21 protein-coding genes are annotated in these 24277 nt (G+C 69.6%); 4 read left to right on the top strand and 17 right to left on the bottom strand.

What is annotated here, in order from left to right:
- Positions 1-5: 5 nt before the first annotated feature.
- From def to C5B99_RS07345, 3 genes are read right to left on the bottom strand one after another with little or no spacing between them, the layout of a single operon-like run.
- Positions 6-557, bottom strand: coding sequence for a peptide deformylase (gene def, locus C5B99_RS07355; RefSeq protein WP_104241122.1), 552 nt, complete (start codon positions 555-557; stop codon positions 6-8).
- Entirely contained in the window at positions 554-1960 is a 1407-nt protein-coding gene (locus C5B99_RS07350) for a mycothione reductase (RefSeq protein WP_104241121.1), read from the bottom strand. The genes def and C5B99_RS07350 overlap by 4 nt, the downstream gene beginning before the upstream one ends.
- Positions 1953-5375 (bottom strand): pyruvate carboxylase, encoded by a 3423-nt coding sequence (locus C5B99_RS07345; RefSeq protein WP_104241120.1) that lies wholly within the window; start codon positions 5373-5375, stop codon positions 1953-1955. The genes C5B99_RS07350 and C5B99_RS07345 overlap by 8 nt, the downstream gene beginning before the upstream one ends.
- Before the next feature lie 77 nt (positions 5376-5452).
- Here C5B99_RS07345 and C5B99_RS07340 point away from each other — a divergent pair, with 77 nt between their 5' ends.
- A complete protein-coding gene (locus tag C5B99_RS07340; protein ID WP_104241119.1) occupies positions 5453-6319 on the top strand; it encodes a ParA family protein in 867 nt (288 codons plus the stop codon).
- Positions 6320-6366: 47 nt separating this feature from the next.
- On the opposite strand, the gene C5B99_RS07335 is transcribed toward C5B99_RS07340, so the two are convergent.
- From C5B99_RS07335 to C5B99_RS07325, 3 genes are all read right to left on the bottom strand, one after another.
- Positions 6367-6909: a MerR family transcriptional regulator gene (locus C5B99_RS07335; protein WP_104241118.1), complete on the bottom strand. Its 543-nt coding sequence runs from the start codon at positions 6907-6909 to the stop codon at positions 6367-6369.
- 300 nt (positions 6910-7209) lie between these two features.
- Positions 7210-7839, bottom strand: coding sequence for a MerR family transcriptional regulator (locus C5B99_RS07330; RefSeq protein WP_308471360.1), 630 nt, complete (start codon positions 7837-7839; stop codon positions 7210-7212).
- Between the two features lie 65 nt (positions 7840-7904).
- A complete protein-coding gene (locus C5B99_RS07325) occupies positions 7905-8405 on the bottom strand; it encodes an FHA domain-containing protein (protein WP_068478243.1) in 501 nt (166 codons plus the stop codon).
- A gap of 257 nt (positions 8406-8662) precedes the next feature.
- Between C5B99_RS07325 and C5B99_RS07320 the strand changes: the two genes are divergently transcribed.
- On the top strand, positions 8663-9478 hold the full coding sequence (locus C5B99_RS07320) for a DUF3097 family protein (RefSeq protein WP_104242019.1): 816 nt from the start codon (positions 8663-8665) through the stop codon (positions 9476-9478).
- Here the strand turns inward: C5B99_RS07320 and C5B99_RS07315 are convergent.
- On the bottom strand, positions 9450-10022 hold the full coding sequence (locus C5B99_RS07315; protein WP_104241116.1) for a CDP-alcohol phosphatidyltransferase family protein: 573 nt from the start codon (positions 10020-10022) through the stop codon (positions 9450-9452). The genes C5B99_RS07320 and C5B99_RS07315 overlap by 29 nt on opposite strands.
- A gap of 82 nt (positions 10023-10104) precedes the next feature.
- Between C5B99_RS07315 and C5B99_RS07310 the strand changes: the two genes are divergently transcribed.
- Positions 10105-10530: an RNA-binding S4 domain-containing protein gene (locus tag C5B99_RS07310; RefSeq protein ID WP_104241115.1), complete on the top strand. Its 426-nt coding sequence runs from the start codon at positions 10105-10107 to the stop codon at positions 10528-10530.
- A gap of 89 nt (positions 10531-10619) precedes the next feature.
- On the opposite strand, the gene C5B99_RS07305 is transcribed toward C5B99_RS07310, so the two are convergent.
- From C5B99_RS07305 to C5B99_RS07270, 8 genes are all read right to left on the bottom strand, one after another.
- Positions 10620-11408: a DUF1684 domain-containing protein gene (locus tag C5B99_RS07305; RefSeq protein WP_104241114.1), complete on the bottom strand. Its 789-nt coding sequence runs from the start codon at positions 11406-11408 to the stop codon at positions 10620-10622.
- Complete coding sequence (locus C5B99_RS07300; RefSeq protein WP_219819626.1) at positions 11335-13377, bottom strand: FAD/NAD(P)-binding domain-containing protein; 2043 nt, start codon at positions 13375-13377, stop codon at positions 11335-11337. Before C5B99_RS07300 ends, C5B99_RS07305 begins: the two co-directional genes overlap by 74 nt.
- The gene (locus C5B99_RS07295) at positions 13374-15038 is read right to left on the bottom strand and encodes an ABC transporter ATP-binding protein (RefSeq protein ID WP_181064960.1); all 1665 of its coding nucleotides are present in this window, start codon (positions 15036-15038) and stop codon (positions 13374-13376) included. The genes C5B99_RS07300 and C5B99_RS07295 overlap by 4 nt, the downstream gene beginning before the upstream one ends.
- Positions 15035-15994 (bottom strand): ABC transporter permease, encoded by a 960-nt coding sequence (locus tag C5B99_RS07290; RefSeq protein ID WP_104242015.1) that lies wholly within the window; start codon positions 15992-15994, stop codon positions 15035-15037. The genes C5B99_RS07295 and C5B99_RS07290 overlap by 4 nt, the downstream gene beginning before the upstream one ends.
- The gene (locus C5B99_RS07285; protein ID WP_104241113.1) at positions 15991-17025 is read right to left on the bottom strand and encodes an ABC transporter permease; all 1035 of its coding nucleotides are present in this window, start codon (positions 17023-17025) and stop codon (positions 15991-15993) included. The genes C5B99_RS07290 and C5B99_RS07285 overlap by 4 nt, the downstream gene beginning before the upstream one ends.
- Positions 17026-17029: 4 nt before the next feature.
- A complete protein-coding gene (locus tag C5B99_RS07280; RefSeq protein ID WP_104241112.1) occupies positions 17030-18631 on the bottom strand; it encodes an ABC transporter substrate-binding protein in 1602 nt (533 codons plus the stop codon).
- A 133-nt stretch (positions 18632-18764) separates the two neighbouring features.
- On the bottom strand, positions 18765-19403 hold the full coding sequence (locus C5B99_RS07275) for an alpha/beta hydrolase (RefSeq protein WP_104241111.1): 639 nt from the start codon (positions 19401-19403) through the stop codon (positions 18765-18767).
- Positions 19400-20284 (bottom strand): VOC family protein, encoded by an 885-nt coding sequence (locus tag C5B99_RS07270; RefSeq protein WP_104241110.1) that lies wholly within the window; start codon positions 20282-20284, stop codon positions 19400-19402. The genes C5B99_RS07275 and C5B99_RS07270 overlap by 4 nt, the downstream gene beginning before the upstream one ends.
- 60 nt (positions 20285-20344) lie before the next feature.
- Between C5B99_RS07270 and C5B99_RS07265 the strand changes: the two genes are divergently transcribed.
- Complete coding sequence (locus tag C5B99_RS07265; protein ID WP_104241109.1) at positions 20345-21043, top strand: MarR family transcriptional regulator; 699 nt, start codon at positions 20345-20347, stop codon at positions 21041-21043.
- A gap of 86 nt (positions 21044-21129) precedes the next feature.
- On the opposite strand, the gene aceB is transcribed toward C5B99_RS07265, so the two are convergent.
- On the bottom strand, positions 21130-22797 hold the full coding sequence (gene aceB / locus C5B99_RS07260; RefSeq protein ID WP_104241108.1) for a malate synthase A: 1668 nt from the start codon (positions 22795-22797) through the stop codon (positions 21130-21132).
- Positions 22798-22855: 58 nt separating this feature from the next.
- Positions 22856-24166: an isocitrate lyase gene (gene aceA / locus C5B99_RS07255; protein ID WP_104241107.1), complete on the bottom strand. Its 1311-nt coding sequence runs from the start codon at positions 24164-24166 to the stop codon at positions 22856-22858.
- Between the last annotated feature and the right edge of the window lie 111 nt (positions 24167-24277).

The following is a 24277-nucleotide window of genomic DNA, read 5'->3' as shown; positions in this document are numbered from 1 at the left end:
CGTCGTCAGCGCGACGTGCGGCCGAAGGCGCTGGCCTTCGCGGATCCAGCAGAGGCGGTCGCGGGCGCGAACCACTCGCTGCTCCGGATCTCCCGCATGGCTTCCTTGCGGTGCTCGGGCGCGAGCGTGTCGATGTACACGACCCCCTTGAGGTGGTCGGTCTCGTGCTGCAGCATCTGAGCCATGAGGCCGGAGCCCTCGAGGACGACGGGCTCGCCGTCCAGGTCGATTCCGGTGACCCGAGCGTGCTCGTACCGTGGCGTCTTGTTCCAGAGGCCGGGGACGGAGAGGCAGCCCTCGTCGATCTCCTCGACGTCTCCCCAGGTGCTCTCGAGGACCGGGTTGAGCACGTAGCCGGTCTGCCCGTCGATGTTGTACGAGAACGCGGCGAGCCCGACCCCGATCTGCGGAGCAGCCACCCCGGCACGGCCGTCGAGCGCCGTCGTGTCGAGCAGGTCGGTGACAAGACTGCGGATGCGGTCGTCGACGACAGTGATCTGCTCGGCGGGCGTGCGCAGCACCGGATCTCCGTAGAAGCGGATGGGGCGAACGGTCACAGTTCCTCCTCAGCGCGCAGCAGCGCGTTCTCGACCACCTCGCTAGCCGCGGGGTGGGGCCAGTACTGGCCGCGCGCGAGACCCCGGATGGAGTGCCCGAAGCTCGCCGCGAGGACGAGGGGCTGGAGCAGGACCGCCGCGTCTGGGCCCACGATGTGCGCCCCGAGGATGGTCGCGCTTCCACGCGCTATAACGAGTTTACAGAAGCTGCGCTGGTCTTCGAGCGCCCACCCCCAGGCGGTGGACCCGTACTCGTGCACGACCTCGAACGCGTCGTAGCCGAGCTGCTCGGCCCGCTCGAGGGTTGCTCCGAAGCTGGCGATCTGGGGCTCGGTGAACACCACGTCGGGGACCGGACCGAGGGTGTTCTTCATGAGGCGACGGCCGGGCTCGACGGCGATGTTGTGGGCGACGACCCGCGCCTCGTGGTTGGCGACGTGCTTGAGCTGGTGCTCCGAGTCGATGTCGCCGAGGGCGAAGACGCCGGGCACCTGGTGGCCGTCGCGGAGGACGCGTTGGTAGGCGTCCACGCGCAGCCGGCCGTCGTCGTGGTGGTCGAAGCCGACCTCGAAGGTCCCGAGCGTGTCGGTGTTCGGGATGCGTCCGATCGCGACGAGCACAGCGTCGACCTCGATGCGCTCTCCCGAGTCGGTCGTGAGTGTCGCGACGCCGCCGTCGTCGGAGAATCCGACGACGGAGGTGCCGGTCTCAAGGCGCCAGCGCTCCCGTGCCGCGTCCGCGAAGGTCTCGGCGACGTCGGCATCGAGCGAGGAGAGCACGCGCCCGCGCACCAGCTGCGTCACCTCGGAGCCGAAGGCGCTGAAGACGTGCGCGAACTCAGAGGCGATGGAGCCGCCGCCGATGATCGCCAGGCGACGAGGCGCGTCATCGATGCGCATGATCGTGTCGGAGGTGTGGACGAGCGGCGAGCTGAGCGGAACGACGTCGTGGTGGCGCGCGCGACTGCCCGCGGCGATGACCAGCGTGTCGGCCGTGAGGCGCCTCCCGGAAGCCGTGAGCACCTCGCGGTCGCCGAGCATCTCGACTCGCTCTCGGACGAGCGTGACTCGAGGGTTGCCGCTATCCCGGTAGTGCTCCCCGCTCTCGCTGATGTGGTCGATGCGGCCGAACACGCGGTCGCGCACCTCCGGCCACGACGGGCGCAGCCGGACGTCGTGGATGCCAAGGCGGTCGGCGTCGCGCGCGACCCGCACGATGTCCGCCACGTGGACGTACATCTTCGTCGGGATGCAGCCGACGTTGAGGCAGGTTCCGCCGAAGTGCGGGCCGTCGTCGATGATCGCGGTTTTCGGCCCGCTCTCGTCGCCTGGGGGGAGGGAGTTCCCCGAGCCTGCGCCGATGATGATGAGGCCGAAGTGCTCGGCGTCGGTGCGCTCAGGCATCGGCGCTCTCGGCACCCGGACGCACGACGACGAGGAGGTCCCCGTTGCCGACCTCGAGCGGTGAGGAGATCGCGAGGCGCTCGACGACTCCAGCGACGGGTGCGGTGATCCCGGCCTCCATCTTCATCGCCTCGATCGTCGCGACGGTCTGCCCCTGGGCGACGCGTTCGCCGACGTCCACACGCAGCGTGACGACGCCGGAGAACGGCGCTGCCACGTGACCGGGATTTCCGCTGTCGGCCTTCTCGCGTTCGATCGTGTCGACCTTGATGCTGCGGTCACGCACGAAGACCGGCCGCAGCTGACCGTTCAAGGTGGCCATGACGGTGCGCATGCCGTCCGCATCCGGTTCGCCGATGGCCTCGAGCCCGACGAAGAGCTGCACGCCCTTGCCGATGTGGATCACGTGCTCTTCGCCAGGCTCGAGCCCGTACAGGTAGTCGAGGGTGTCGAGCACGGACAGGTCGCCGAAGAGCCGGACCGTGTCCTCGTAGCTCGCGGTCGGCTGCGGGAACAGGAGCCTGTTGAGGGTGCGCCTGCGCTCGAGGCTGTCGCCGGCGAGGCCGGCTTCGTCGGCCGCGGCGAGCGGCGTGATCTCGATCTTCACGTCGCGGCCCTCGAGCACCTTGCTGCGGAAGGGCTCCGGCCATCCGTTGGGCAGCTCGCCGAGTTCGCCCGCCATGAAGCCGATGACCGAGTCCGGGATGTCGAACTTGCCCGGGTTCTCGGCGAAGTCGGCCGGGTCGGCTCCCACCGCGACGAGGTGCAGGGCGAGGTCTCCGACGACCTTCGATGAGGGGGTCACCTTGGGGATGCGGCCGAGGATCTTGTCGGCCGCGTCGTACATGTCCTCGATGCGCTCGAACTGGTCCGCGAGTCCGAGTGCGATGGCCTGCTGGCGGAGGTTCGACAGCTGGCCTCCGGGGATCTCGTGCTTGTACACGCGACCGGTCGGGCCGGGGAGACCCGACTCGAAGGGGCGGTAGACGAGGCGGACTGCCTCCCAGTAGGGCTCGAGATCGGTGACGTTCGTGAGGCTGATGCCGGTGTCCCGCTCCGTGTGCTCGAGCGACGCGACCAGCGCCGAGAGACTCGCCTGGCTCGTCGTGCCCGACATCGGAGCGCTGGCGACGTCGACGGCGTCGACGCCCGCCTCGCTTGCCGCCAGGAGCGTCGCCAGCTGCCCACCCGCGGTGTCGTGCGTATGCAGGTGGACGGGCAGGTCGAAGCGCTCGCGCAGGGCCGTGACGAGGATCGAGGCCGCCTGCGGGCGCAGGAGACCCGCCATGTCCTTGATCGCGATGATGTGCGCGCCCGCCTCCACGATCTGCTCCGCGAGGCGCAGGTAGTAGTCGAGCGTGTAGAACGGCTCAGCGGGGTCGGCGAGGTTGCCGGTGTAGCAGAGGGCGACCTCGGCGACGGCGGTGCCGGTCTCGAGCACGGCGTCGATGGCGGGCTTCATCTGCGAGACGTCGTTCAGCGCGTCGAAGATGCGGAAGATGTCGACGCCCGTCGCGGTCGCCTCGTGGACGAACGCCTTGGTCACGGCCTCGGGGTACGGCGTGTAGCCGACGGTGTTCCGCCCGCGGAGCAGCATCTGCAGGGGGATGTTCGGGACAGCCTCGCGAAGGCTCGCGAGGCGCTCCCAGGGCTCCTCACCGAGGAAGCGGAGCGCGACGTCGTACGTCGCCCCTCCCCAGGCTTCGATGGAGAGCAGCTCCGGCGTGAGGCGTGCGAGGTAGGGCGCCGCTGTGACGAGATCCCGCGTGCGGACGCGGGTCGCGAGGAGCGATTGGTGCGCGTCGCGGAACGTGGTGTCGGTCACGGCGAGTCGCCGCTCCGAACGCAGCTGCGCCGCGAAGGCCGTCGGCCCGAGCTCGAGCAGCTCCTGTCGGCGCCCGCCGGGCAGCGGGAGGGCGGTGTCGAGCTCAGGGAGCTTCGAGCGGGGCTCGACGGAGGTCGGCCGAGCGCCGTGCGGGGCGTTGACCGTGACGTCGGCGAGCCAGTTGACGATCTTGGTCCCCCGGTCGCCGGGTCGGCGGTACTCGAGCAGCCCTGGACGCTTCTCGATGAAGTCGGTCGCGACGTCGCCACGCTGGAAGTCGGGGTCGTCGAGCACGCCGAGGAGGAAGGGGATGTTCGTGGCGACGCCGCGGATGCGGAACTCGGAGAGCGCTCGACGGGCCCGCCGGACGGCTGCGGGGAAGTCGCGTCCGCGAGCCGTGAGCTTCATGAGCATCGAGTCGAAGTGCGGCAGGACCTCCGCGCCCGTTGCGATGGTGCCGCCGTCGATGCGGATGCCGGAGCCGCCCGCGGAGCGGTACGTCGTGATGACGCCGGTGTCGGGACGGAAGCCCTGGGAGGGGTCCTCGGTCGTGATGCGGCACTGCAGCGCGAAGCCGTGGAGTTCCAGCTGGTGCTGTTGGAGGCCCATATCGTCGAGGCGCTCGCCCGAGGCCACGCGCATCTGCGCCTGGACGAGGTCGACATCCGTGACCTCTTCCGTCACGGTGTGCTCGACCTGGATGCGGGGGTTCATCTCGATGAAGACGTGCTGACCTGCGCGCGGCCCGGCTGTGTCCAGGAGGAACTCCACGGTGCCGGCGTTGACGTAGTCGATGGACTTCGCGAAGGCCACGGCATCCGCGTAGAGCTTGTCCCTGACCTCCTGCGGGAGGTTCGGAGCAGGAGCGATCTCGACGACCTTCTGGTGTCGACGCTGGACGCTGCAGTCGCGCTCGAACAGGTGCACGACGTTGCCGTGCTCATCCGCGAGGATCTGCACCTCGATGTGGCGAGGCCGCAGCACCGCCTGCTCCACGAACATCGTCGGGTCGCCGAAGGCGCTCTCCGCCTCCTTCATCGCAGACTCGAGCGCCTCGCGAAGGTCCTCGGGGCGCTCGACGCGACGCATGCCGCGTCCGCCGCCTCCGGCGACGGCCTTCGCGAAGATCGGGAAGCCGATCTCGTCGGCGGCCGCGCAGAGCTCGTCGAGATCCGTCGAGGGCTGGCTCGAGGCCAGCACCGGCACGCCGGCGGCGATGGCCTGGTTCTTCGCCGTGACCTTGTTGCCCGCGGACTCGAGGACACGCGGCGGCGGACCGATGAACGCGATGCCGGCCTCCTGGGCAGCGCGCGCCAGTTCCGGGTTCTCACTCAGGAAGCCGTAGCCGGGGTAGATGGCGTCAGCCCCAGACTCCTTCGCGACGCGGAGGATCTCGGCGACATCGAGGTAGGCGCGGACGGGCTGGCCGACGGTGCCGATCTGGTACGCCTCGTCAGCTTTCAGGCGGTGCAGGGAGTTGCGGTCCTCGTAGGGGTACACCGCGACCGTCCGCGCTCCGAGCTCGACTGCGGCGCGGAATGCGCGGATCGCGATCTCGCCTCGATTCGCGACCAGGATCTTCTTGAACACCGGTGTTCCACCTTCCGACAACACGACAGGGGCATGCAGCAACGTGACCTCAAGCCTAGTGAATGTAGCCTGGGCTGGTGTTCGTCCTCAGCATCAGTTCTCTCAAGGGCGGCGTCGGCAAGACCACGGTGACCCTTGGCCTCGCTTCCGCCGCCTGGGCCCGCGGGCTCAGAACCCTCGTCGTCGACCTGGATCCCCAGTCCGACGTCTCCACCGGGCTCGACGCCCGAGCGCAGGATGGCGCCACGATCTCCGACGTCCTCCGCTCGCCGAAGCCCAGCACGGTTCGCGCCGCGATCGCCCGCTCGGCGTGGGGCGAAGGCAGCCGCGGCGTCATCGACCTCATGGTGGGCAGTCCAGCAGCACTGAGCTTCGATACCCCGAATCCCTCGATCCGAGAGATCTGGCGCCTCGAGGAGGCACTCGCCGTCGTCGAGGAGGACTACGACCTCGTCCTCATCGACTGCCCGCCCTCGCTGAACGCGCTCACGCGCACGGCCTGGGCCGCCTCGGACCGTGTCGCGGTCGTCACCGAGCCCGGGCTCTTCTCGGTCGCCGCCGCCGACCGCGCGCTCCGGGCCGTCGACGAGATCAGGCGAGAGCTGTCGCCGCGGCTCCAGCCGCTCGGCATCATCGTCAACCGTGCGAAGCACCAGTCCCTCGAGCACCAGTTCCGCCTCGGTGAGCTCCGGGACATGTTCGGGCCCCTCGTGCTCTCCCCCGCGCTCCCCGAGCGCACCTCCCTGCAGCAGGCTCAGGGAGCGGCCAAGCCCGTGCACCTCTGGCCGGGAAGCTCAGCCGAGGAGATGGCGGCGAACTTCGACAAGCTGCTCGACCGCATCATGCGGGCCGGCCGGCTGGGCACCTACGCGGAAGCCCCCGCCACCGGAGACGACGAAGCCCCGGTGACGCGCGGGCGTCAACGGGGCCGGTCGAACACCTAGCGAGCTCTTGAGAACCGGCGGCCTCGGCAACGGGGCCGCCTGCGGGTTCAGCTCGCGCGGCTGGCGCGGCGAGCTGCGAGCTCGTCGACGGGGTCGAGCGTCTGCTGCTCGAAGTCGACGAGTGTCGACTCGACCTCGCGGAGCACCTGGCCGACGAAGATGCCGAACACGCCCTGCCCGCGGTGCACGAGGTCGATGACCTGGTCGTTCGAGGTGCACAGGTAGACGCTTGCGCCGTCCGACATGAGCGTCGTCTGCGCGAGGTCGACGACGCCGGTCTCGGCGAGCTGGTCGACCGCCGTGCGGATCTGCTGGAGCGAGATGCCCGTCTCGAGCAGTCGCTTCACGAGCTTGAGGACGAGGATGTCGCGGAACGAGTAGAGACGCTGGGAGCCAGAACCCTTCGCCCCTCGAACCGTCGGCTCGACCAGACCGGTGCGAGCCCAGTAGTCGAGCTGCCGATAGGTGATGCCCGCGGCACGAGCGGCAACGGCGCCACGGTACCCGGAGCCCGGATCGAGGTCCGGAATGCCGTCGGTGAAGACCAACTCGCCGCCGGTTGGCGCGTCGCCCTGTCCCTGCTCGCTCATGCCTGCACCTTTCACACGTTTTCGACCAACTCAGCGCCCCGTACTCCTGGAGCAAGCCCTGCGCTCCGGGGAGCAGATGCGCCCTGGGGAAGCCTTGTACCACAAGGGAACTTGAGGTAAGTCCCGAGCCGTCTGGGTCGATTCTATTGGAGTGCATGCCGCTCGGCTACTTCCGAACGACAACGATGTGATCCTGACCCGACTTGCCCCGGATTTCAGGCCTCCACGGCAGGCCTGCGGCGTGTCGTGGCACGAGATCGTGGCTCGAGAATCCACTTCACGTTCAAGTGGAGGATGAACCTACCTGCGACCGCGAACCGCTTGGCGGATGAGGGACCGGCGAACCGAGCCGAGGTGCTCGGCGAGCTCGTTGGCGCGCTCGACGGCCTCACCCTGCGAGCGTGCTCGCCGCGCGTTCGTCGAGAGCGCCTGCTCGATGAGCCCGAACTCGTGGTGAGCGGCAGCGCGGAAGGGGCGCAGGTGGCGGGGCTCGATGCCCACTCGCTCGAGCTCCACGAGCGTGCTCAGCATGGTGAGCTCGTCTTCCTGGTACCGACTCGCCGCTGGGATGAGTCCGGCGCTCACGGCCTGCTCGAGCAGCGCGGGCTTCGCCCCAGACCGCTCGAGAAGCTGCGCACGATCGAGGACCGTGCCCGCGGCGAGCATGGTCTGCCGCTGCGGTGCCCGCGATCCCGGAAGCTCGGGCTCGAGGCCGCGGTCGAGGTCGTCGAAGTACTCGGCGATCACCTTGAGCGGCAGGTAGAGGTCGCGCTGCATGGTGAGCACCTCGCGCAGGCGAGCGACGTCGGCCGCGGAGAACTTGCGATACCCCTTCGGCGTTCGCTCGGGGTGCACGAGGCCCTTGTCCTCGAGGAAGCGGAGCTTGGAGGGGCTCAGCTCCGGGAACTCGACGTTCAGCCGCTGCAGCACCTGACCGATGCTGAGCGTCCGACCTGGTCCCCGCGCAGAAGCCGCCGCCGCCATAGCGGCCACGATCAGTTCCCGGCAGACGCGGAAGTCAGGCTGGTGTCAAGCGGGGAGCTGTAGAAAGTGAGGCGGAATTTGCCGACCTGCACTTCGCCGCCGTTGGTCAGGACGGCGGAGTTGATGCGCTCGCCGTTGTAGTACGTGCCGTTGAGCGAACCGAGATCGCGCATGTGGAACTCGCGGCCGTGCCGCGTGAACTCGGCGTGACGACGGGACACCGTGACGTCGTCGAGGAAGATCTCCGCGTTCGGGTGCCTGCCAGCGACCTGGAGGTCGGTATCGAGCAGGAACCTGGCTCCCACGTTGGAACCGCGACGGACGATCAGGAGCGCGGACCCGGAGGGGAGCGCGCTGATGGACTCCATCTCCTCCTTCGACACGCCACCTGCGATCAGCGCAGCGAGCTGCGCGCTGAAATCGCCGGTGAACGACATCGTCGAAGACTGCGTCTGCTCATCGACGACGCCGTCGCCTTCAGGGGTTCGCGCCTCAGCGTCAGAACCAGCCATATTTGCCTCCTCGAGTCGATGCTCAAGCGTAGCGGAATCGGGGGTGCCCGAATTCCGGTCGGTTAATTGCAGCAGCACCGCCTGCCATTGTGCGTCAGACGACTGAGTGTTGTCGAAACGAGCGGGGAAATCGAACCCCATTTTCACCCTCGGCGTACACTTTCGGGGTGCTAGACGTCTCCTCCTCCGGCGATCGCGCGAGTTTCGACGGCCGCGCTGGGTCCGATGACCGCTATGCGGGCGACCCCATCGCCCGCATGCGCGAACGCAAGTCCGCGCCGCTCACGCGCAAGGTGCCCATGGCGAGCGGCATGTGGCTCGAGGATGCGGCCAGCGGCTTCTACGGCCGCCTCGCGTCGGCGAACAAGCAGACGGTGACGCTGCAGGACTTCGACGGCCAGCGCAAGGCGTTCCCGGCCGATTCGATCTTCCTGCTCGAGGACGAGGCCGTCCTGCTCGGGCCCCCGGCGGCCAAGCAGCAGTCTGGGCGCGCACGCAGCGCGTCCGGCTCCTTCCACGTCGCCGATGCCAAGGCGAGGACCGCGAGGGCCGGGCGAATCTTCGTTGAGGGCAAGCACGACGCCGAGCTCGTCGAGAAGGTCTGGGGCCACGACCTGCGCATCGACGGGGTCGTCGTCGAGTACCTGCAGGGCGCCGACCACCTCGCCGAAGTGCTGACGGTGTTCGGACCGAGCCCGACGCGCCGCGTCGGAGTGCTGCTCGATCATCTCGTCAAGGGCTCGAAGGAGCAGCGCATCGCCGACGACATCACGCGGCGCTTCGGCGCCTCGCACGTGCGGGTCGTCGGCCACCCGTACGTCGACGTGTGGCAGTCGGTGAAGCCCGAGCGCCTCGGACTCAAGGCCTGGCCCGTCATTCCCCGAGGGCAGGACTGGAAGAAGGGCATCTGCAGAGCGCTCGGCTGGCCCGCAGAGGAGCAGGCGGACACGGCAAGGGCCTGGCAGCGCATCCTGGAGCGCGTCCGCGACTACCGGGACTTGGAGCCGTCGCTGCTCGGCCGGGTGGAGGAGCTCATCGACTTCGTCACGGAGCCCGGCGGCGCAGGTACCTGACCGCGTAGACGGCTCCTGCTGCGACGTGCAGGACCGTCCCGATCAGCAGCATCCACCACGTGATGGTGCGCAGCGGCTCGGCGGGGACCTGCTCGGCGTACGACAGCAGGTGGAGCGGCATGGCGACCATGATGAACGCCGACCTGGCCTTGCCGAGCAGGTTCACGCGCCCCTCGCGGACCCGCTCGAGCCGCGCCAGCCCGATGACGAGCAGCGCCAGGTCGCAGAGGAAGATCGTGACCAGCACGAACCACGGGAAGTAGTCGAGGAGTGCAAGGCCGAAGCCGATGATGATGATGCCGAGCCGGTCGGCGACCGGGTCGAGGACCTCCCCCACTCGGGAGACCTGCCCGAGGCGGCGCGCGAGGAAGCCGTCGATCCAGTCGGTGGCCCCGAACGCAGCGAGGCTCAGGGTGGCGGCCAGCTCCCGGCCGTCGGCGGCAAGCCAGATGGTGAGGGGCACGAAGACGAGCAGTCGTGCCACCGAGATGGCGTTGGGCAGCGTCGCCCACCGCATCGGGCTGTCGTGCCGGTCGCCTGCCATGACGTCATTGTCGCAGTGGCACGCCTCGCGCGTCTGTGCACGACCGCTGGGCGCAGCCGCGCGAACTCGATACGATCATCGGATGGACCGAGACGAGCACGGCTACCACCAGCCTGGACCCGCGTCCGTGCGGGTCGACGTGTGGCTCTGGGCGGTCCGCATCTACAAGACGCGCAGCGCCGCGACTGCGGCCTGCAAGGCCGGGCACGTCAAGATCGACGGCGATCGGGCCAAGCCAGCGCAGCGCATCCACGTCGGCGACGAGGTTCGGGTTCGGACCGACCGCGACCGGGTCCTCGTCGCGCAGGAGCTCCTCAAGAAGCGCGTCGGCGCGCCGATCGCGGCGAAGGCCCTCATCGACAACTCCCCTCCGCCTCCCCCTCGGGAGTTCGCCGCCCCCATCGCGTACCGCGACCGTGGGGCCGGGCGTCCGACGAAGCGGGAGCGTCGAGAGATCGATCGCATCCGCGGCCGCGACGAGCGGCCCCTGCTTGACCCGGACGAGTGATCGATCCGGACGAGTGATCGCGAACCGCGCTCCGGGTTGGGTTCCGTCGGGCGCGGTTCGCGATCGTCGTCAGCGACTGGACGTTGGCGTCAGGCTTTGATGGCGTTCCGCTCGCCAGCTCTGACCGGCACGCTGAGTCGGTTGTCGGCGGCAGGCGTCGGGCAGACGAAGTGGTCGCTGAAGGCGCACGGCGGCAGGTAGGCGCGATTGAAGTCGATCGTCGTCGCCCCGTCGGCCTCGGGGGCTGGGACGGTCAGGAACCGGAAACGGTAGCTCTCGACACCGCTCGTCGTGTCGGCGAACACGACTTGGAGTCCTGCCTCGGTGTGGTCGGCGTCGATCGAGAACGCCGAGCCGCCGAGCTCGAAGTCGAGCTTCCCGCCGAGGTCCTTCCTGGACACGTAGCCGTCCGCCTGGAGCACGTCGACCTGCTCGGTCGAGGGACGGAAGCTCGCGGACACGACGTAGTCGTCGTCGGGCTGGTAGCTGTCGATGCCGAGGAGCGCGGCTCGCCCCGACGCCTCGGGGTCGAGCACTCGGAGGGCGCGCTGATCGTCGCGCGCGAACGCCCGGAGGATGCGCGCACCGTCGCGGAGCTCCTCGCCCGTCTTCAGGGCCACGCGGTCGCCGACTCCGGAGCCGGAGGCGTCCACGTACCCGCTCTCAGCGAGCCCGCTGCCCACGACGGCGCCGTCGACGATGCTCCAGGTTCCCGCGACGCCATCGAGTTCGAGCTCGACGCCGTCGGCGAGCCAGTTGGTCGCGACGAGGGCCGCCGGCCCGTACGGGGCACGGACCGCGCGCTCACGACTTTCGTGCCAGACCGCCCAGCGTGCGCTGAAGTGGTCTCCGGTAGTGGTGCTCTGCTGCGTGCTCATGCTGTTCCCTCTCCTCGTTCTCTCTGCTGATCTCGCCGACGAGTCTCAACGTACTCAGGGCGACGGCGTCGTTCTCGCGGAACGAGACGGCGTTGGTCCGGGGGCGGGAGAACGCCCCGACGAATGGATTGGACGTGTACGGGCCGATGGCGAACCGACGGGGATGCGTCGTCCCGTCTGCCTGCACGATCCTCGAGTCCTCGCGACGCACCTCGATGACGCCGGTGGCGAGGCTGCCCTCCGGGGTGGCGGCGATGCGCTCGCGCCCCTCGCCCGACTCGATGAGCTGCCTGAGCGCCAGGTTGTCGGTGTGGGCGACGTCGGCCTCGGGAAGCCAGGCGTCGATGAGCGCGCGGGCCGACACCTGTCGCTCGAGCGTCGTGCCCTTGGCCCGGAAGAGGCCTGCCTCCTCGTCCTCCCAGACGCGCAGCTCGCCGCCCAGGAAGTGCACGACACCGGCCTCGCTGAGCGCGAGGAGCTCGTCGAGACGGTGTCCTGGCGGGCCGGACGCGACGTAGCTGAAGAAGCCCTTCCACCAGACGCGAACGTCTCCGGCGAGCGAGGCCGGCGACCAGTTGGGGGCATCCTGGAATTCGACGAAGGTCATGAAGGAGAAGAGGAGGGCGAGGAAGAGCCCCTGGTTCTCGCTGTGCTGCTGGCTGTTCCTCCTGCGGAGGTCTTCCCGGATGTACTCGTGGAGGGCGACCGAGACCGAGCCGACGTCGGTTGCCGCGGCCCCGCGCAGGGGGTGGTCGAAGGTCTCGATGTCGAGCTCGTCGCTCGGGTCGACGAGCGCGGCGAGCACCGCCTCGTGGAGTTCGGGTGACTGCGCGGCGAATCGGTCGAGCTCGGCTCGGAACTCGACCCAGGACACGCGCACTCGGTCGGGGTGACCCGTGAAGAGCTCGCGGTAGTAGCCGTGCAGCATCTCCTTCGCGAGGAGCGGCCAGAAGTGCGTGCAGAAGTCCAGGATCTCGTGCTCGGCAACGATCTCGCGGGCGATGTCCGCGGTGAAGTAGCGGGTCTCGAACGGCTCCCCCTGGAGCACGCTCGTGACCTTTGAGTGGTAGGGAACGCCCCGCCTGGAGCCGACGAGGATGCGCGGCTCGCGTCCGGAGGGACGGTACTTGAGGCGTCCCGGCTCGTCTCCTGGCAGGAACGCTCCCCCGCGCCCTTCGGTGAGCAGCACGAGCAGGTCGACGGCGGCGAGGCCGAGACCGCGGACGATGACGGGCTCCCCGGCTTCCACTGCACTGAAGTCTGCGTCTGCCGTGAACGAGGGCGGCACGTAGGCGAGGTCGTGGCGGGCCGCGAACTCGCTCAGCTCGGCGGTTCTCGTTCCTTCGTGGACCAGGGTTCCGGAATGGCCGAGCGCGTACACGACGACGTCGACGGTGAGGCTGTCGCCCGTGTCGAGCTCGACGCGCTGCGCGCCGCTGTCGATCGTCGTGACGCCCGTCACCTCCGCGGCATGGACGAGGACCGTCAGGCCCTCCGGCGCCGAGTCCGCCGCCTGCTCGAAGAACCAGCCCAGGTACCTGCTCTGCAGGCGCCTCGTGGGGAAGCTCGCCGGACCGAGTGAGCGCACCTCGTCGGCCACCTGCTGGTCCTCCGCGTCGAGGTCGTACCCGTCCAGCTCGCCGCGGCTCGCGAGCTCAGCCCATTCGACGAGGGAGGGTCCCTGCCTGACCGGGCCCTCGATGGTGCTCGTCTCGTCGGTGAACATGGTGACGTCGGCCGCCAGCGAGTTGAGCTTCAGGAGCCCGGACTGGGCGTCTCGCCAGATGCGTCCGGCTCCAGGCGGGTGCGGGTCGATGAGGTGCACGACAAGCGGGCCCGTGGTGTCCCCGTCGTAGTTGGCGACGATGCGCTCGAGGAGCCCAGCTCCGCGAGGTCCGGCGCCGAGGACCGCGATGCACCTGGCTCCCCTGGTGCTGTCGATGTCGATGAGCCTGGCCGCGGATGTCATGCGATCGCCTCCAGGACGCGCTCGGTGGGCTTGCCGCCGGGGATGGCATCGACGAGCGCTCGGGTGTACGCGTTGGTGCTGCGCTCGAAGACCTCGTCGACGGTGCCTTCCTCGAGCAGCTCGCCGCCACGGAGCACGCCCACGCGATCGGCGATCTGGCGGACGACCCCGAGGTCGTGGGTGATGAACAGGTAGCTCAGCGAGTGCTCGGCCTGGAGGTCGACGAGGAGCTGGAGGATCTGCGCCTGGACGGAGACGTCGAGGGCGGAGACGGCTTCGTCGAGGACGATGAGCTCTGGCTTCAGGGCGAGTGCTCGTGCGATGGCGACGCGCTGCCGCTGCCCTCCGGAGAGCTGCGTCGAGCGCCGGTGCGCGAAATCGGCGGGGAGCGCGACGTCGTCCAGCAGCTCGAGCACCCGCGCGCGGCGCGACTGCTTGTCGCCGATCCCGAAGGCCCGCAGCGGCTGCTCGATGGAGTCCGCGACGGTGAAGCGCGGGTCGAGCGATGAGTAGGGGTCCTGGTGCACGAGCCCGGTCCTGCGGCGGAAGGCTCTCAGGGCGCTGCCTCTGGCGCCGGCGACTTCGAGGCCGTCGAGGCGGATGCTCCCCTGGTCCGGTCGTTCGAGGAGCAGGGCGAGGCGGGCGGTCGTGCTCTTGCCGGACCCCGACTCGCCGACGAGCGCGTAGCTCTCGCCGCGGGCGATCGAGAAGGCGACGTCCTTGGTCGCGTCGACCCGTGCGCCTCCCGGCAGACGGAACGTCTTGCTCAGTCCCCTGACCTCCAGCACCGGGCGGCTGCGGTCGATGCCGAGGGTGCCGGTGGCCGGCGCGAGCCGCGTCGAGGTCCTGGTGGGTGCGGCCGCGACGAGTCGCTTCGTGTACGGGTGCTGCGGGTCCTCGAGGACCTGGGCGGCCGGGCCAGCCTCGACGATCGCTCCGTGCTGCATGACGAGGATGCGGTCGGCCCGGTCGGCTGCCACCCCGAGGTCGTGGGTGATGAAGAGCACGGCCGTGGATGCGACGGCGGCCCGTTCCGCGATGAGGTCGAGGATCTGGCGTTGGACGGTCACGTCGAGGGCGCTCGTCGGCTCGTCGGCGATGATGAGGCCGGGCGAGGCTGCGAGCGCGGCCGCGATGAGGACACGCTGCCGCATGCCGCCGGAGAACTGGTGGGGGTACTGCGCCGCACGCTTCGCCGCATCCGGGATGCCTGCGTCCTGGAGGAGTTCGACGGCTCGCGCGCGTGCGTCCTTCTTGGTGGCGAGGCCGTGGATGAGGAGCACCTCGGCGACCTGCGCTCCGACGGTCTGCAGCGGGTTCAGAGACGCCGATGGGTCCTGCGGGATGAGGCCGATGCGTGCACCGCGGACGGCACGCCATTCGAGCGGCGTCAGGGCGGTGAGGTCGAGGCCGTCGTAGCGGAGGGCGTTCGCGGTCACCGCGGTGCTCGCGGGGAGGAGGTCGACGATCGACTTGGCGACGCTGGTCTTGCCCGAGCCGGACTCGCCGACGATGGCGACCTGCTCCCCCGGGTACACGTCGAAGGAGACGCCGGCGACGGCGAGCGTCGTGGCTCCCTTGTAGGCGAGCTGGAGGTCGCGGACGGACAGGAGCGGCTGCGGTTCGCCGCCTGCCTGCTGCGTCAGGGGTGTGGAGGTCATGAGCGGTCTCCTCGTTCTTGGAGCCAGCGCGAGATGCGCGCCGTGGAGAGCACGACCGCGACGATCACGAGTCCGGGCAGGGTGGTGAGCCACCAAGCGGCCTGCAGGTAGTCGCGGCCCTCGGAGATGAGGGCGCCCCACTCCGGCTGGGGCGGCGGGGCTCCGAAGCCGAGGAAGCTGAGGGCGGAGATGGCGAGCACTGCGGCGCCGAACTCGATGGCGGCGAGCGCGAGGACCGGGGTGATCGCGGCGGGGAGGACCTGGCGGAAGATGATGCTCGGCCAGCGAGCGCCCGAGAGCTTCGCCGCCTCGATGTAGCCGGCGGTGGCAACCGAGAGGACCTGCGAGCGCATGATGCGCGCGAAGGCTGCGGTGGACGCGAGGCCGACCGCGATCGCGATGTTGAGCGTCCCGAAGCCGAGTCCCGTGATGATGGTGAGCGAGAGCAGCAGGGCGGGGATCGCGAGGATGACGTCCATGAAGCGCATGATCGCCTCGTCGACGAATCCCCGGAGGTATCCGGCGAGGAGCCCGAGGAGCGCCCCGGTGCCGAGCGCGATGACGACGGCGAGGCCGGACGCGAGGAGGGTGGTCTGCGAGCCGTGGATGAAGCGCGCGAGGGTGTCTCGGCCCAGGTTGTCGGTGCCGAAGGGGTGCGCGGGGCTCGGCGGCTGGAGGCGGTCGAGGAGGGTGCCGTTGATGGCGTCGTACGGCGTGAAGATCGACGGCGCGATAGCCCAAGCGACGACGGTGGCGAGCACGGCGACCGCCAGGATGAGGGACGGCAGGCGCAGGAGGCTGCGGAAGCGCGCGAACGACGACGGCTTCACGGCGGCAGGCACGGGCTGCGGGGTCCGCTCGGCGGCGGCGCCGCCGGCACTGCCCGGGGCAACGTACCGCTCGGTGCGACTCAGCACAGCGAGGTCCGACGGCGGTGTGAGGAGGGGCTGGTTCATGCTGCGACCTCGTTCGCTCGTGTCCTGCCGGGCTCCGTGGAAGCTGCGCCGGGCGCCGATGGGGGTGTCGGACGCCCCTTGGTCGCGGGGCGCTGCTTCGTGGAGTGCGAGAGGCGGGGGTCGACGAGCGGGTAGAGCGCGTCGACGATGAGGTTGGTGACGACGAAGATCGCGGCGGCGAAGACGACCGCGATCATGACGAGGGGGATGTCGCGGTTGGCGACGGCGGTCACGATCATGCGGCCGACGCCGTCGCGGGAGAAGACGGTCTCGGTGACGACGGTTCCCGCGAGGAGCTGGCCGACGAGCACCCCGCCGATCGTGAGGGTCGGCAGGGCCGCGTTCCTGAGCGCGTGGCGCACGAGGATGCGTGTGTCGCCGGCCCCCTTCGCCCTGGCCTGCTCGATGAAGGGCCGGGCGAGGGTCTCGTGCAGGCTGCGGGTGAGCACCTGGGCAAGGTAGGCGCCGGTTGGGATCGAGAGCGTCAGCGCCGGGAGGATGAGCCCCACGAACCCCGTGCTGCCGAAGGCTGGCACCCAGCCGAGCTGGAAGGAGAAGACCTGCAGGAGCAGGAGCCCGAGCCAGAACGTCGGAACCGCGATGGCGAGGGAGGGCAGCGATTGGAGGATGCCGCGCAGCCAGGAGGATCGGATGAGGTTGCTGACGAGCGCGAGTCCGATGCCGCCGATGACGGACAGCACGAGGGCCGCCCCGGCGAGGGTTGCCGTCGACGGGAGCGCGCGGGCGAGCACCTCGGTGGCGGGGATGCCGTTCTGCACGGAGCTGCCGAAGTCGAGGACCAGGGCTCCCCCGAGGGCGGCCAGGTACTGCTCGTGGAACGGAGCGTCGAGCCCGAGCTCCGCTCTCAGCGCCTCGATGGCGGCCGGGTCGGCGGCCCCCTCTCCGCCGCCGGCCGCGGCCACGGCCGCCGCGTCGCCCGGGAGGAGGTAGAGGAGGAGGAACGACAGGGTGAAGGCCGCCCAGAGGACCAGGATCCCCAGGGCGAGCCTCCACGCGAAGTAGCGAGCCATACGGTTACTCCGCGGCCTTCCAGGCTGCCGAGAAGTCGAGCCTGCTGGACGCCTCGAACTGCACTCCCTGGACGCCGGGCGCCTGGACGAGGTTCGTGGAGAGCTGGATGACGGGGACGGCGTAGCCCTCCTCGAGCAGCTGGGTGACAGCCGCGTCGACCTCGGTCTGGCGCGCATCCGCATCGACGATGGCGGCCTGCGAGTTGAGCACCTCGTCGATCGGGCCGACCTCGCGGTAGTTGTACTTGTTGCCGCCCTCAGCCGAGAAGAACACGCGGAGCGCGTCCGGGTCGGCGCGGGTGATGTTCGCCCAGGTGAACGGCTGCGTGCCGTCGTTGATCGCGGTCACGTCGGCGATGGGGGCCTCGCGGAGCTGGAGGTCGATGCCGACGGCGGCGAGCTGGACCTGCACCTGCTCGAGGACGTTGGTGGTCGGCTGCCAGTAGGCGAGCTCGAAGCTCAGCTTCTGGCCGTCCTTCTCGCGGATGCCGTCCGCGCCTTCGACCCAGCCGGCTTCGTCGAGCAGCTTCGCGGCGTCCTCGACGTTGTACTCGAGGATGTCGCTCTGGTCGCTGTAGTAGGGCGTCGACGTGGCGAGCACGCTCGTGGCCGGGCTGTCCTCTGGCGTCAGGAGGGCGAGGAGCTCCTCGCGGTTGATGCTCTTCTGCACGGCGAGGCGCACGTTCTTGTCGGAGAGGATCGGGTGCGAGGCATTCGGGATGAGGTTGTAGACGACACCGGGGTTAGCACGGTTCTGCACGTTCGCGCCGGCGCCCTTGAGTGCGTCGAGGTCGACGAAGGAGACGTCGGTCGAGACGTCGAGCTGGCCGGACTGGAGCGACCCGGTGAGCGTCGATGCCTCCGGGATGACGGAGTACGTGATCGTGTCGAGGTAGGGACGCTCGGTGTTGCCGGTCGTCGAGGCACCCCACGTGTAGTCCTCGCGGGCGGCGAGGACCGTCTCGGCGTTGGGGGTGTAGCTCTCGACGGAGAAGGGCCCCGAGCCGATGAAGTCGCCGGCGCAGCGCGCTTCCTGGCTGAGCTTCGTGCTCTCGGTGGAGACGAGCCCGAGCGTGAAGGTGGAGGTCGCCTGCAGGAACTGCGCCGACGGCTCGGCGAAGGTGTAGGTGACCGTCTGCGGGTCCACGACGGTGACCGACTCGAGGCCGGCGAGGTACAGATTGCCGAGCGCCGACTTCGCGCCGAGCGCCTGGACACCCTCCGCGTTGGCCTTGACGGCTTCGGCGTCGATGGGCGTGCCGTCGGCGAAGGTCGGCCCCTCGGCGAGCGTGAAGGTGAACTCCCTCGCGTCGTCCGAGATCTCCCAGGATTCGGCGAGCCACGGAAGCACCTCGCCGGTCTCGACGTCCTGCGTCGTGAGCGACGCGACGGTCTGGCGGGCGATGTTGACGTTGTTGTTGTTGCCGACCTGGGCCGGGTCGATGCATCCGATGTCGCTGAGGATGCCGACGCGCAGGTTGCCGCCCTGGACGGGGTCTGCATCGGCCGCCGGAACCGCTCCAGACTGCGACGCGCACGAGGCGAGCGCCATCATCCCGACCGCGGCGAGGGCGGCGGCGGAGAGCGGTCTGGTCGAGCGGGTCATCTGGACTCCTTCTCAGCGGAACGCACCCCGAGTGCGGGATCCGTCCCAGGTACGGGGATGTCCAGAGACTAGGAAGACGGCCGCCCACTCAGGTGGACGGCCGAAATCTCAGGTACCAGGAGGACACGCAGGGTCACATTGCGCGGAGGAACCCGGCGAGGTCTTCCAGCTCCTGCGGCGAGATGCCGTGCGCGAGGCCCGGGTAGGTGTGCTCGCTGGCCGTCGCGTGACCGGACAGCCACGCGGTGGTCCGATCGAAGGTGGCGTCGCTGATGATCTGGTCCCGGTCCCCGCGCCCGAAGAACACGGGTGGACGGATGCTGGTGAGCTCCTCGTCGCCCGGCTGCTCGCCCTGCAGGGAGAAGCCGGAGAGGACGACCCCGCGCTCGAAGCGCTGCGGCTCCCGGCGCAGCAGCTGGGTCACCATGAGCCCGCCCTGAGAGAAGCCGATCGGGATGACGTTCGCGGCCGGTGCCGTGTTCTGGTCGATCCAGGCGAGCACGGCGTCCGTGGCCGCTGCGGCCTTGGCCGGGTCGGGCAGACCCGGGCGGTCGATGGGCACCCAGGCGTAGGAGCCGACCTCGGCGGGCGTCTCCTCGCGGAGGACGAGGGGCGCGCGCAGGGAGGCCCAGTCGAAGCCGTCGCCGAGGGAGGGCAGGAGGCTCGTGAGGTCGTCCTCGTGCGATCCGTAGCCGTGCATGAGCAGGAGGATCGGCCGCTTGCTCGAGGCGTCGATCGACGAGAGCGCCGTGCTGATCGCGAGCCCGCTCATGCCGCGACCGCCTGCGCACGCGTGCGGAGCACGACCTCGGAGCGCCAGGGATCCAGCACGGTGATGGTCGCGCCGTCGTCGGCGAACTGGAGGCCGGCGCCGCGGAGCCGGTCGGCGACCGCGTCGAGCTCGGTCCGTTCTGGAACCTCGATCGTGAGCTGGCCGAGGCCCAGGGTCGCTGCTCGGGGTCCGGCGCCTGCACTGTTCCAGACGTTGAGGGCGATGTGGTGGTGGTAGCCGCCCGCGCTCACGAAGAGCGCTCCTGGATAGGTGGTCGTCGTCTCGAAGCCGAGGGTGTCGACGTAGAAGCTCTTCGCCGTGTCGACGTCGCCGACCTGCAGGTGCACGTGGCCGACGTCCGCTGCGGCCTTCTGGGGCGCATCCGCGGTGTCTTCGACGAGGTTGGCTCGCAGATAGGCGTTGGGATCGAGGAACTCGGTGGACATGGCGATGCGCCCGGCGGCGTCGAGCCACGTGTCACGCGGACGGTCGGTGTAGAGCTCGATGCCGTTGCCCTCTGGGTCGGTGAAGTAGAAGGCCTCGCTGACGTGGTGGTCGGAGGAGCCGACGAACTGGGAGCGCGGGTGCTGGGCCGCCCGGTAGACGGTCGCGGCGAGGTCGCTCGGCGTGTCGAACAGGAGCGCGGTATGGAAGAGCCCGGCGGCACGGCGCGGAGCGACCGGGAGGCCGGGGGTGTGCCGGAGGCGCACGAGCGGGGCGGCTCCTCGACCGAGCGTGATCTCGCCGTCGGTCTCAGCGATCGGCTCGAGGGCGAGCGCCGTGCGGTAGTACTCGGATTGCGCGGCGAGGTCGCCGACGTGGAGTGAGACGAGGCCCATTCCGGTGCCTGCGTCGAGCTTGTCGCCATCTGAAGTCGTCATGGCACGAACCGTAGCACTCAAGAACTTGCATCTACAAGTAAAAGGCGCGAGGATGAGGGCATGACCGAACCCAGATGGCTCTCCGCGGACGAGCAGCACTCGTGGCTGCACTTCATCGGGGTCGTCGAGCTGCTCCCGGGTGCGCTCGACACGCAGCTCGGCAACGACGCCGGCATCACGCACTACGAGTATCTCGTGATGGCGGTGCTCTCGGAGTCGCCGGGCCGGAGCCTCCGGATGACCGACCTCGCGACGCGCACCAATGCCACGCTCCCGCGCCTCTCCCGTGTTGTCCTCGGCCTGGAGCAGCGCGGCCACGTCGAGCGCACGAGCCACCCGGGCGACCGCAGGGCGAAGATCGCGAAGCTCAGCGACAGCGGCATGCTGTTCCTCGAGGAGACCGCACCCGGCCACGTCGGCAAGGTGCGGGAGCTCATCGTGGATGCGCTCACCCCAGAGGAATTCAGCACGCTCGGCAGGATCTCCCAGAAGCTGCTCGACCGGATCGACCCCGAGGACCGCTTCGGCGTCCACCGGACCGCGACGGAGCCGGCTGGCTCGGACTCCGAGCCGATCGCCCGATTGGGCATAGGGGCTCCCGCGACCCGTGCGCTCGCCGGCGATGGCCAGACCCTGCTCGGCGACGTCGCCGGCGCGAGCCGCGAGCACCTGCTCTCCCTGCACGGCGTCGGCCCCCGCGCCGTGGGCATCCTCGAGGGCGCCCTCGAGGCGCGTGGGCTCGCACCGCTGCAGCGCTGACGGCCCGGGCAGGGAGGCAGGCGGAGACGCCCGAACCACCAGCGCTGCTCGCGTGCCGCGGCGGCGGGCACCGGGCTGCCTCCCGCTCAAGCTGCGGCGAGGTGCGCCTCACGCTCGATGCTCCGCGCGACCGGCCTCTCGCAGAGATGGTGCGCGTAGGCGGGGATCGTCAGGAACGTCGGGAACTCGTCGTCCAACGAGACCCGTCGCAGGATCTGCGCGGCGGCCTCGAAGCGGTCGCCCTCGAAGCGCCGCGCGTCGCTGAGGGCGCCGTCGAGCAGCGACTCGACCAGCTCACGCGTCACCACCGTGCCGGATTCGGTCACGGTCTGCTGGGCGATCCACTGCCACAGCTGGGAGCGTGAGATCTCGGCCGTCGCCGCATCCTCCATGAGGCCGTCGATCGCGACGGCACCCACCCCGCGCAGCCAGCTCTCGATGTAGCGGAGCGCGACGGAGACGTTGGCGCGCACCCCCTCGTCGGTGACGTGCTTCTCCAGCGAGCGCACGTCGAGGAGCTGCGCCGCCGTGACGTCGACCTCAGAGCGGTCTCGTCCAAGCTGGTTGGGTGCCCCGCCGAGCACGGCGTCGAATTCTGCGCGCGCGACGTCGATGAGTCCCGGATGCGCGACCCAGGACCCGTCGAATCCGTCTGCAGCCTCCCTCGCCTTGTCGGCACGCACCTTCTCGAGGGCACGCGCCGTGACCTCGGGCTCGCGGGAGTTCGGGATGAAGGCGCTCATGCCGCCGACCGCGTGGGCGCCCCGCGCGTGGCAGGTTCGCACGAGCAGCTCCGTGTACGCCCGCATGAACGGGACCGTCATCGTGATCCGGTCGCGGTTGGGGAAGACGTACTGGGGTCCGCGCGAGCGGTAGTGCTTGATGAAGCTGAAGATGTAGTCCCATCGTCCGGCGTTGAGGCCCGCGCAGTGCTCGCGCAGCTCGTAGAGGATCTCGTCCATCTCGAAGGCCGCGGGCAGCGTCTCGATGAGCACGGTCGCCCGGATCGTGCCGTGCTCGATGCCGATGGCCCGTTCCGAGAAGGTGAAGACGTCGTCCCAGAGGCGCGCCTCGAGGTGGTTCTCGAGCTTGGGCAGGTAGAAGTAGGGACCGCGTCCGCGCGCCAGCAGCTCCGTGGCGTTGTGGAAGAAGTAGAGCCCGAAGTCCACGAGTGAACCGGATGCGGGCCGCTGCTGGCCCGAGCGGTCGGTGTAGCTCAGGTGCTTCTCGACGAGGTGCCAGCCGCGGGGCCTGACGATGATGGTCGGCGTCTCGTCGGCGGTGACCAAGTACTCCTTTCCTTCCGGACTCGTGTACTCGATGCGCTCCCTGACCGCATCCAGGAGCGAGACCTGCCCGCCGACGATGTTCTGCCAGGTCGGGCTCGTCGCGTCCTCGAGGTCGGCCAGCCAGGCGTTCGCTCCGGAGTTGAGCGCGTTGATGGTCATCTTGCGATCAGTGGGGCCGGTGATCTCGATGCGGCGGTCCTCGAGGCCGGGGCCGGCGCCGGCGACTCGCCAGTTCGGGTCCTCCCGCACGGCGGCGGTCTCGCTCAGGAAGCGGAAGTCGCGGCCGTTCTCGACGGCCTTCCGGCCGTCCATCCTGGCGAGGAGGCGTTCGTGGCGCCTGCCCGCGAACTGGTCGTGGAGCCGCAGGACGAACTCGAGGGCTTCGCGGGTGAGGATCTCGTCGAAGCGATCGCCGATCGGCCCCGTCACCTTCAGGCGCGGTTCTGGTGTGCTGTTCATGGTCATGGCTGCTTTCTGCGTCGATGGGTCAGGGAAGTCGAGGGAGAGCGTGACGTCGCGCGGTTCAGTGGAACTGCTCGGACTCGGTGGAGCCGACGAGGGCGAGTGTGGAGCTGGCGGGGTTGAGGCTCGAGGACAGGCGGTCGAAGTAGCCGGTGCCGACCTCGCGCTGGTGCTTCGTCGCCGTGTAGCCGTCGGCCTCGCTTGCGAACTCGGCCTCCTGGAGGTCGACGTAGGCGCTCATGTGGCGGGCGCTGTAGTCGCGGGCGAGCGTGTACATGGAGTGGTTGAGCGCGTGGAATCCGGCGAGGGTGATGAACTGGAAGGTGTAGCCCATGGCAGCGAGCTCACGCTGGAACGCGGCGATCTGCTCGTCGTCGAGGTGGCGCTTCCAGTTGAAGGACGGCGAGCAGTTGTAGGCGAGCTTCTTGTCGGGGAACTCGGCGTGGATGCTCTCGGCGAAGGTTCGGGCCAGCTCGAGGTCGGGTTCGCCGCTCTCGACCCAGAGGAGGTCGGCGTACGGGGCGTATGCGTGCCCGCGGGCGAGCACGGTCTCGATGCCTGGCTTCGTCTCGTAGAACCCTTCGGCGGTCCGGTCGCCCGTCAGGAACGGTCGGTCGCGCTCGTCGACGTCGCTCGTGATGAGGTTCGCGGCGAGGGAGTCGGTGCGGGCGATGATGACGCTGGGCACGCCGGCGACGTCGGCGGCGAGGCGGGCCGCGTTGAGGGTGCGGATGTGCTGCTGGGTCGGTACGAGGACCTTGCCGCCCATGTGACCGCACTTCTTCTCGCTCGCGAGCTGGTCTTCCCAGTGCACGCCCGCGGCTCCTGCCTGGATCATGGAGGCCATGAGCTCGTAGGCATTGAGCGGGCCGCCGAAGCCAGCTTCGGCGTCGGCGACGATGGGCGCGAGCCAGTCGCGGCTCGGCGCCCCGTCCTCGGCGGTCTCGATCTGGTCGGCACGGAGCAGGGCATTGTTGATGCGGCGGACCACGGCCGGTACGGAGTTCGCCGGGTAGAGGCTCTGGTCCGGGTAGGTCTGGCCGGAGAGGTTCGCGTCGGCGGCGACCTGCCACCCGGAGAGGTAGATGGCCTTGAGGCCGGCGCGCACCTGCTGCACGGCCTGGTTGCCGGTGAGCGCCCCGAGGGCGGCGACCCAGCTGCCGTCGTCGTCGTTCACGAGGTCCCAGAGGCGCTCCGCTCCTCGGCGTGCGAGCGTCTGCTCCTCGACGACGCTCCCCCGCAGCGCGACGACGTCCTCGGCGGAGAAGTCGCGTGTGATGCCGCTCCAGCGGGCTTCCGTCTTCCAGGCCGTCTCGATGCTCGCGGCCTTCGCCTGCACCGACTCGGTTCCATGAGGCGTCGTCTGGTCCATGATGAGCTCCTTTGCTCGAAGAACTGGTGTTGTGTCGATCCTGCGCCGCCCTGAACGCTCGAGACGAAAAGTCTCACTAGAAATCTGCCCGTTCTTCTAGCGCGCAGAAGG

It is taken from the genome of Pseudoclavibacter sp. Z016, assembly GCF_002931215.1.
In the GTDB taxonomy this organism is placed as follows: domain Bacteria; phylum Actinomycetota; class Actinomycetes; order Actinomycetales; family Microbacteriaceae; genus Pseudoclavibacter.
This window is presented reverse-complemented; position numbering and strand designations above follow the sequence as displayed.

Bases quoted from the DNA above. Each gene is read 5' to 3' on its own strand.
- C5B99_RS07350 (WP_104241121.1), bottom strand. From the start codon at position 1,960: ATGCCTGAGCGCACCGACGCCGAGCACTTCGGCCTCATCATCATCGGC.
- C5B99_RS07335 (WP_104241118.1), bottom strand. From the start codon at position 6,909: ATGAGCGAGCAGGGACAGGGCGACGCGCCAACCGGCGGCGAGTTGGTC.
- C5B99_RS07325 (WP_068478243.1), bottom strand. From the start codon at position 8,405: ATGGCTGGTTCTGACGCTGAGGCGCGAACCCCTGAAGGCGACGGCGTC.
- C5B99_RS07320 (WP_104242019.1), top strand. From the start codon at position 8,663: ATGCGCGAACGCAAGTCCGCGCCGCTCACGCGCAAGGTGCCCATGGCG.
- C5B99_RS07315 (WP_104241116.1), bottom strand. From the start codon at position 10,022: ATGGCAGGCGACCGGCACGACAGCCCGATGCGGTGGGCGACGCTGCCC.
- C5B99_RS07310 (WP_104241115.1), top strand. From the start codon at position 10,105: ATGGACCGAGACGAGCACGGCTACCACCAGCCTGGACCCGCGTCCGTG.
- C5B99_RS07305 (WP_104241114.1), bottom strand. From the start codon at position 11,408: ATGAGCACGCAGCAGAGCACCACTACCGGAGACCACTTCAGCGCACGC.
- C5B99_RS07300 (WP_219819626.1), bottom strand. From the start codon at position 13,377: ATGACATCCGCGGCCAGGCTCATCGACATCGACAGCACCAGGGGAGCC.
- C5B99_RS07295 (WP_181064960.1), bottom strand. From the start codon at position 15,038: ATGACCTCCACACCCCTGACGCAGCAGGCAGGCGGCGAACCGCAGCCG.
- C5B99_RS07290 (WP_104242015.1), bottom strand. From the start codon at position 15,994: ATGAACCAGCCCCTCCTCACACCGCCGTCGGACCTCGCTGTGCTGAGT.
- C5B99_RS07285 (WP_104241113.1), bottom strand. From the start codon at position 17,025: ATGGCTCGCTACTTCGCGTGGAGGCTCGCCCTGGGGATCCTGGTCCTC.
- C5B99_RS07280 (WP_104241112.1), bottom strand. From the start codon at position 18,631: ATGACCCGCTCGACCAGACCGCTCTCCGCCGCCGCCCTCGCCGCGGTC.
- C5B99_RS07275 (WP_104241111.1), bottom strand. From the start codon at position 19,403: ATGAGCGGGCTCGCGATCAGCACGGCGCTCTCGTCGATCGACGCCTCG.
- C5B99_RS07270 (WP_104241110.1), bottom strand. From the start codon at position 20,284: ATGACGACTTCAGATGGCGACAAGCTCGACGCAGGCACCGGAATGGGC.
- C5B99_RS07265 (WP_104241109.1), top strand. From the start codon at position 20,345: ATGACCGAACCCAGATGGCTCTCCGCGGACGAGCAGCACTCGTGGCTG.
- aceB (WP_104241108.1), bottom strand. From the start codon at position 22,797: ATGACCATGAACAGCACACCAGAACCGCGCCTGAAGGTGACGGGGCCG.
- aceA (WP_104241107.1), bottom strand. From the start codon at position 24,166: ATGGACCAGACGACGCCTCATGGAACCGAGTCGGTGCAGGCGAAGGCC.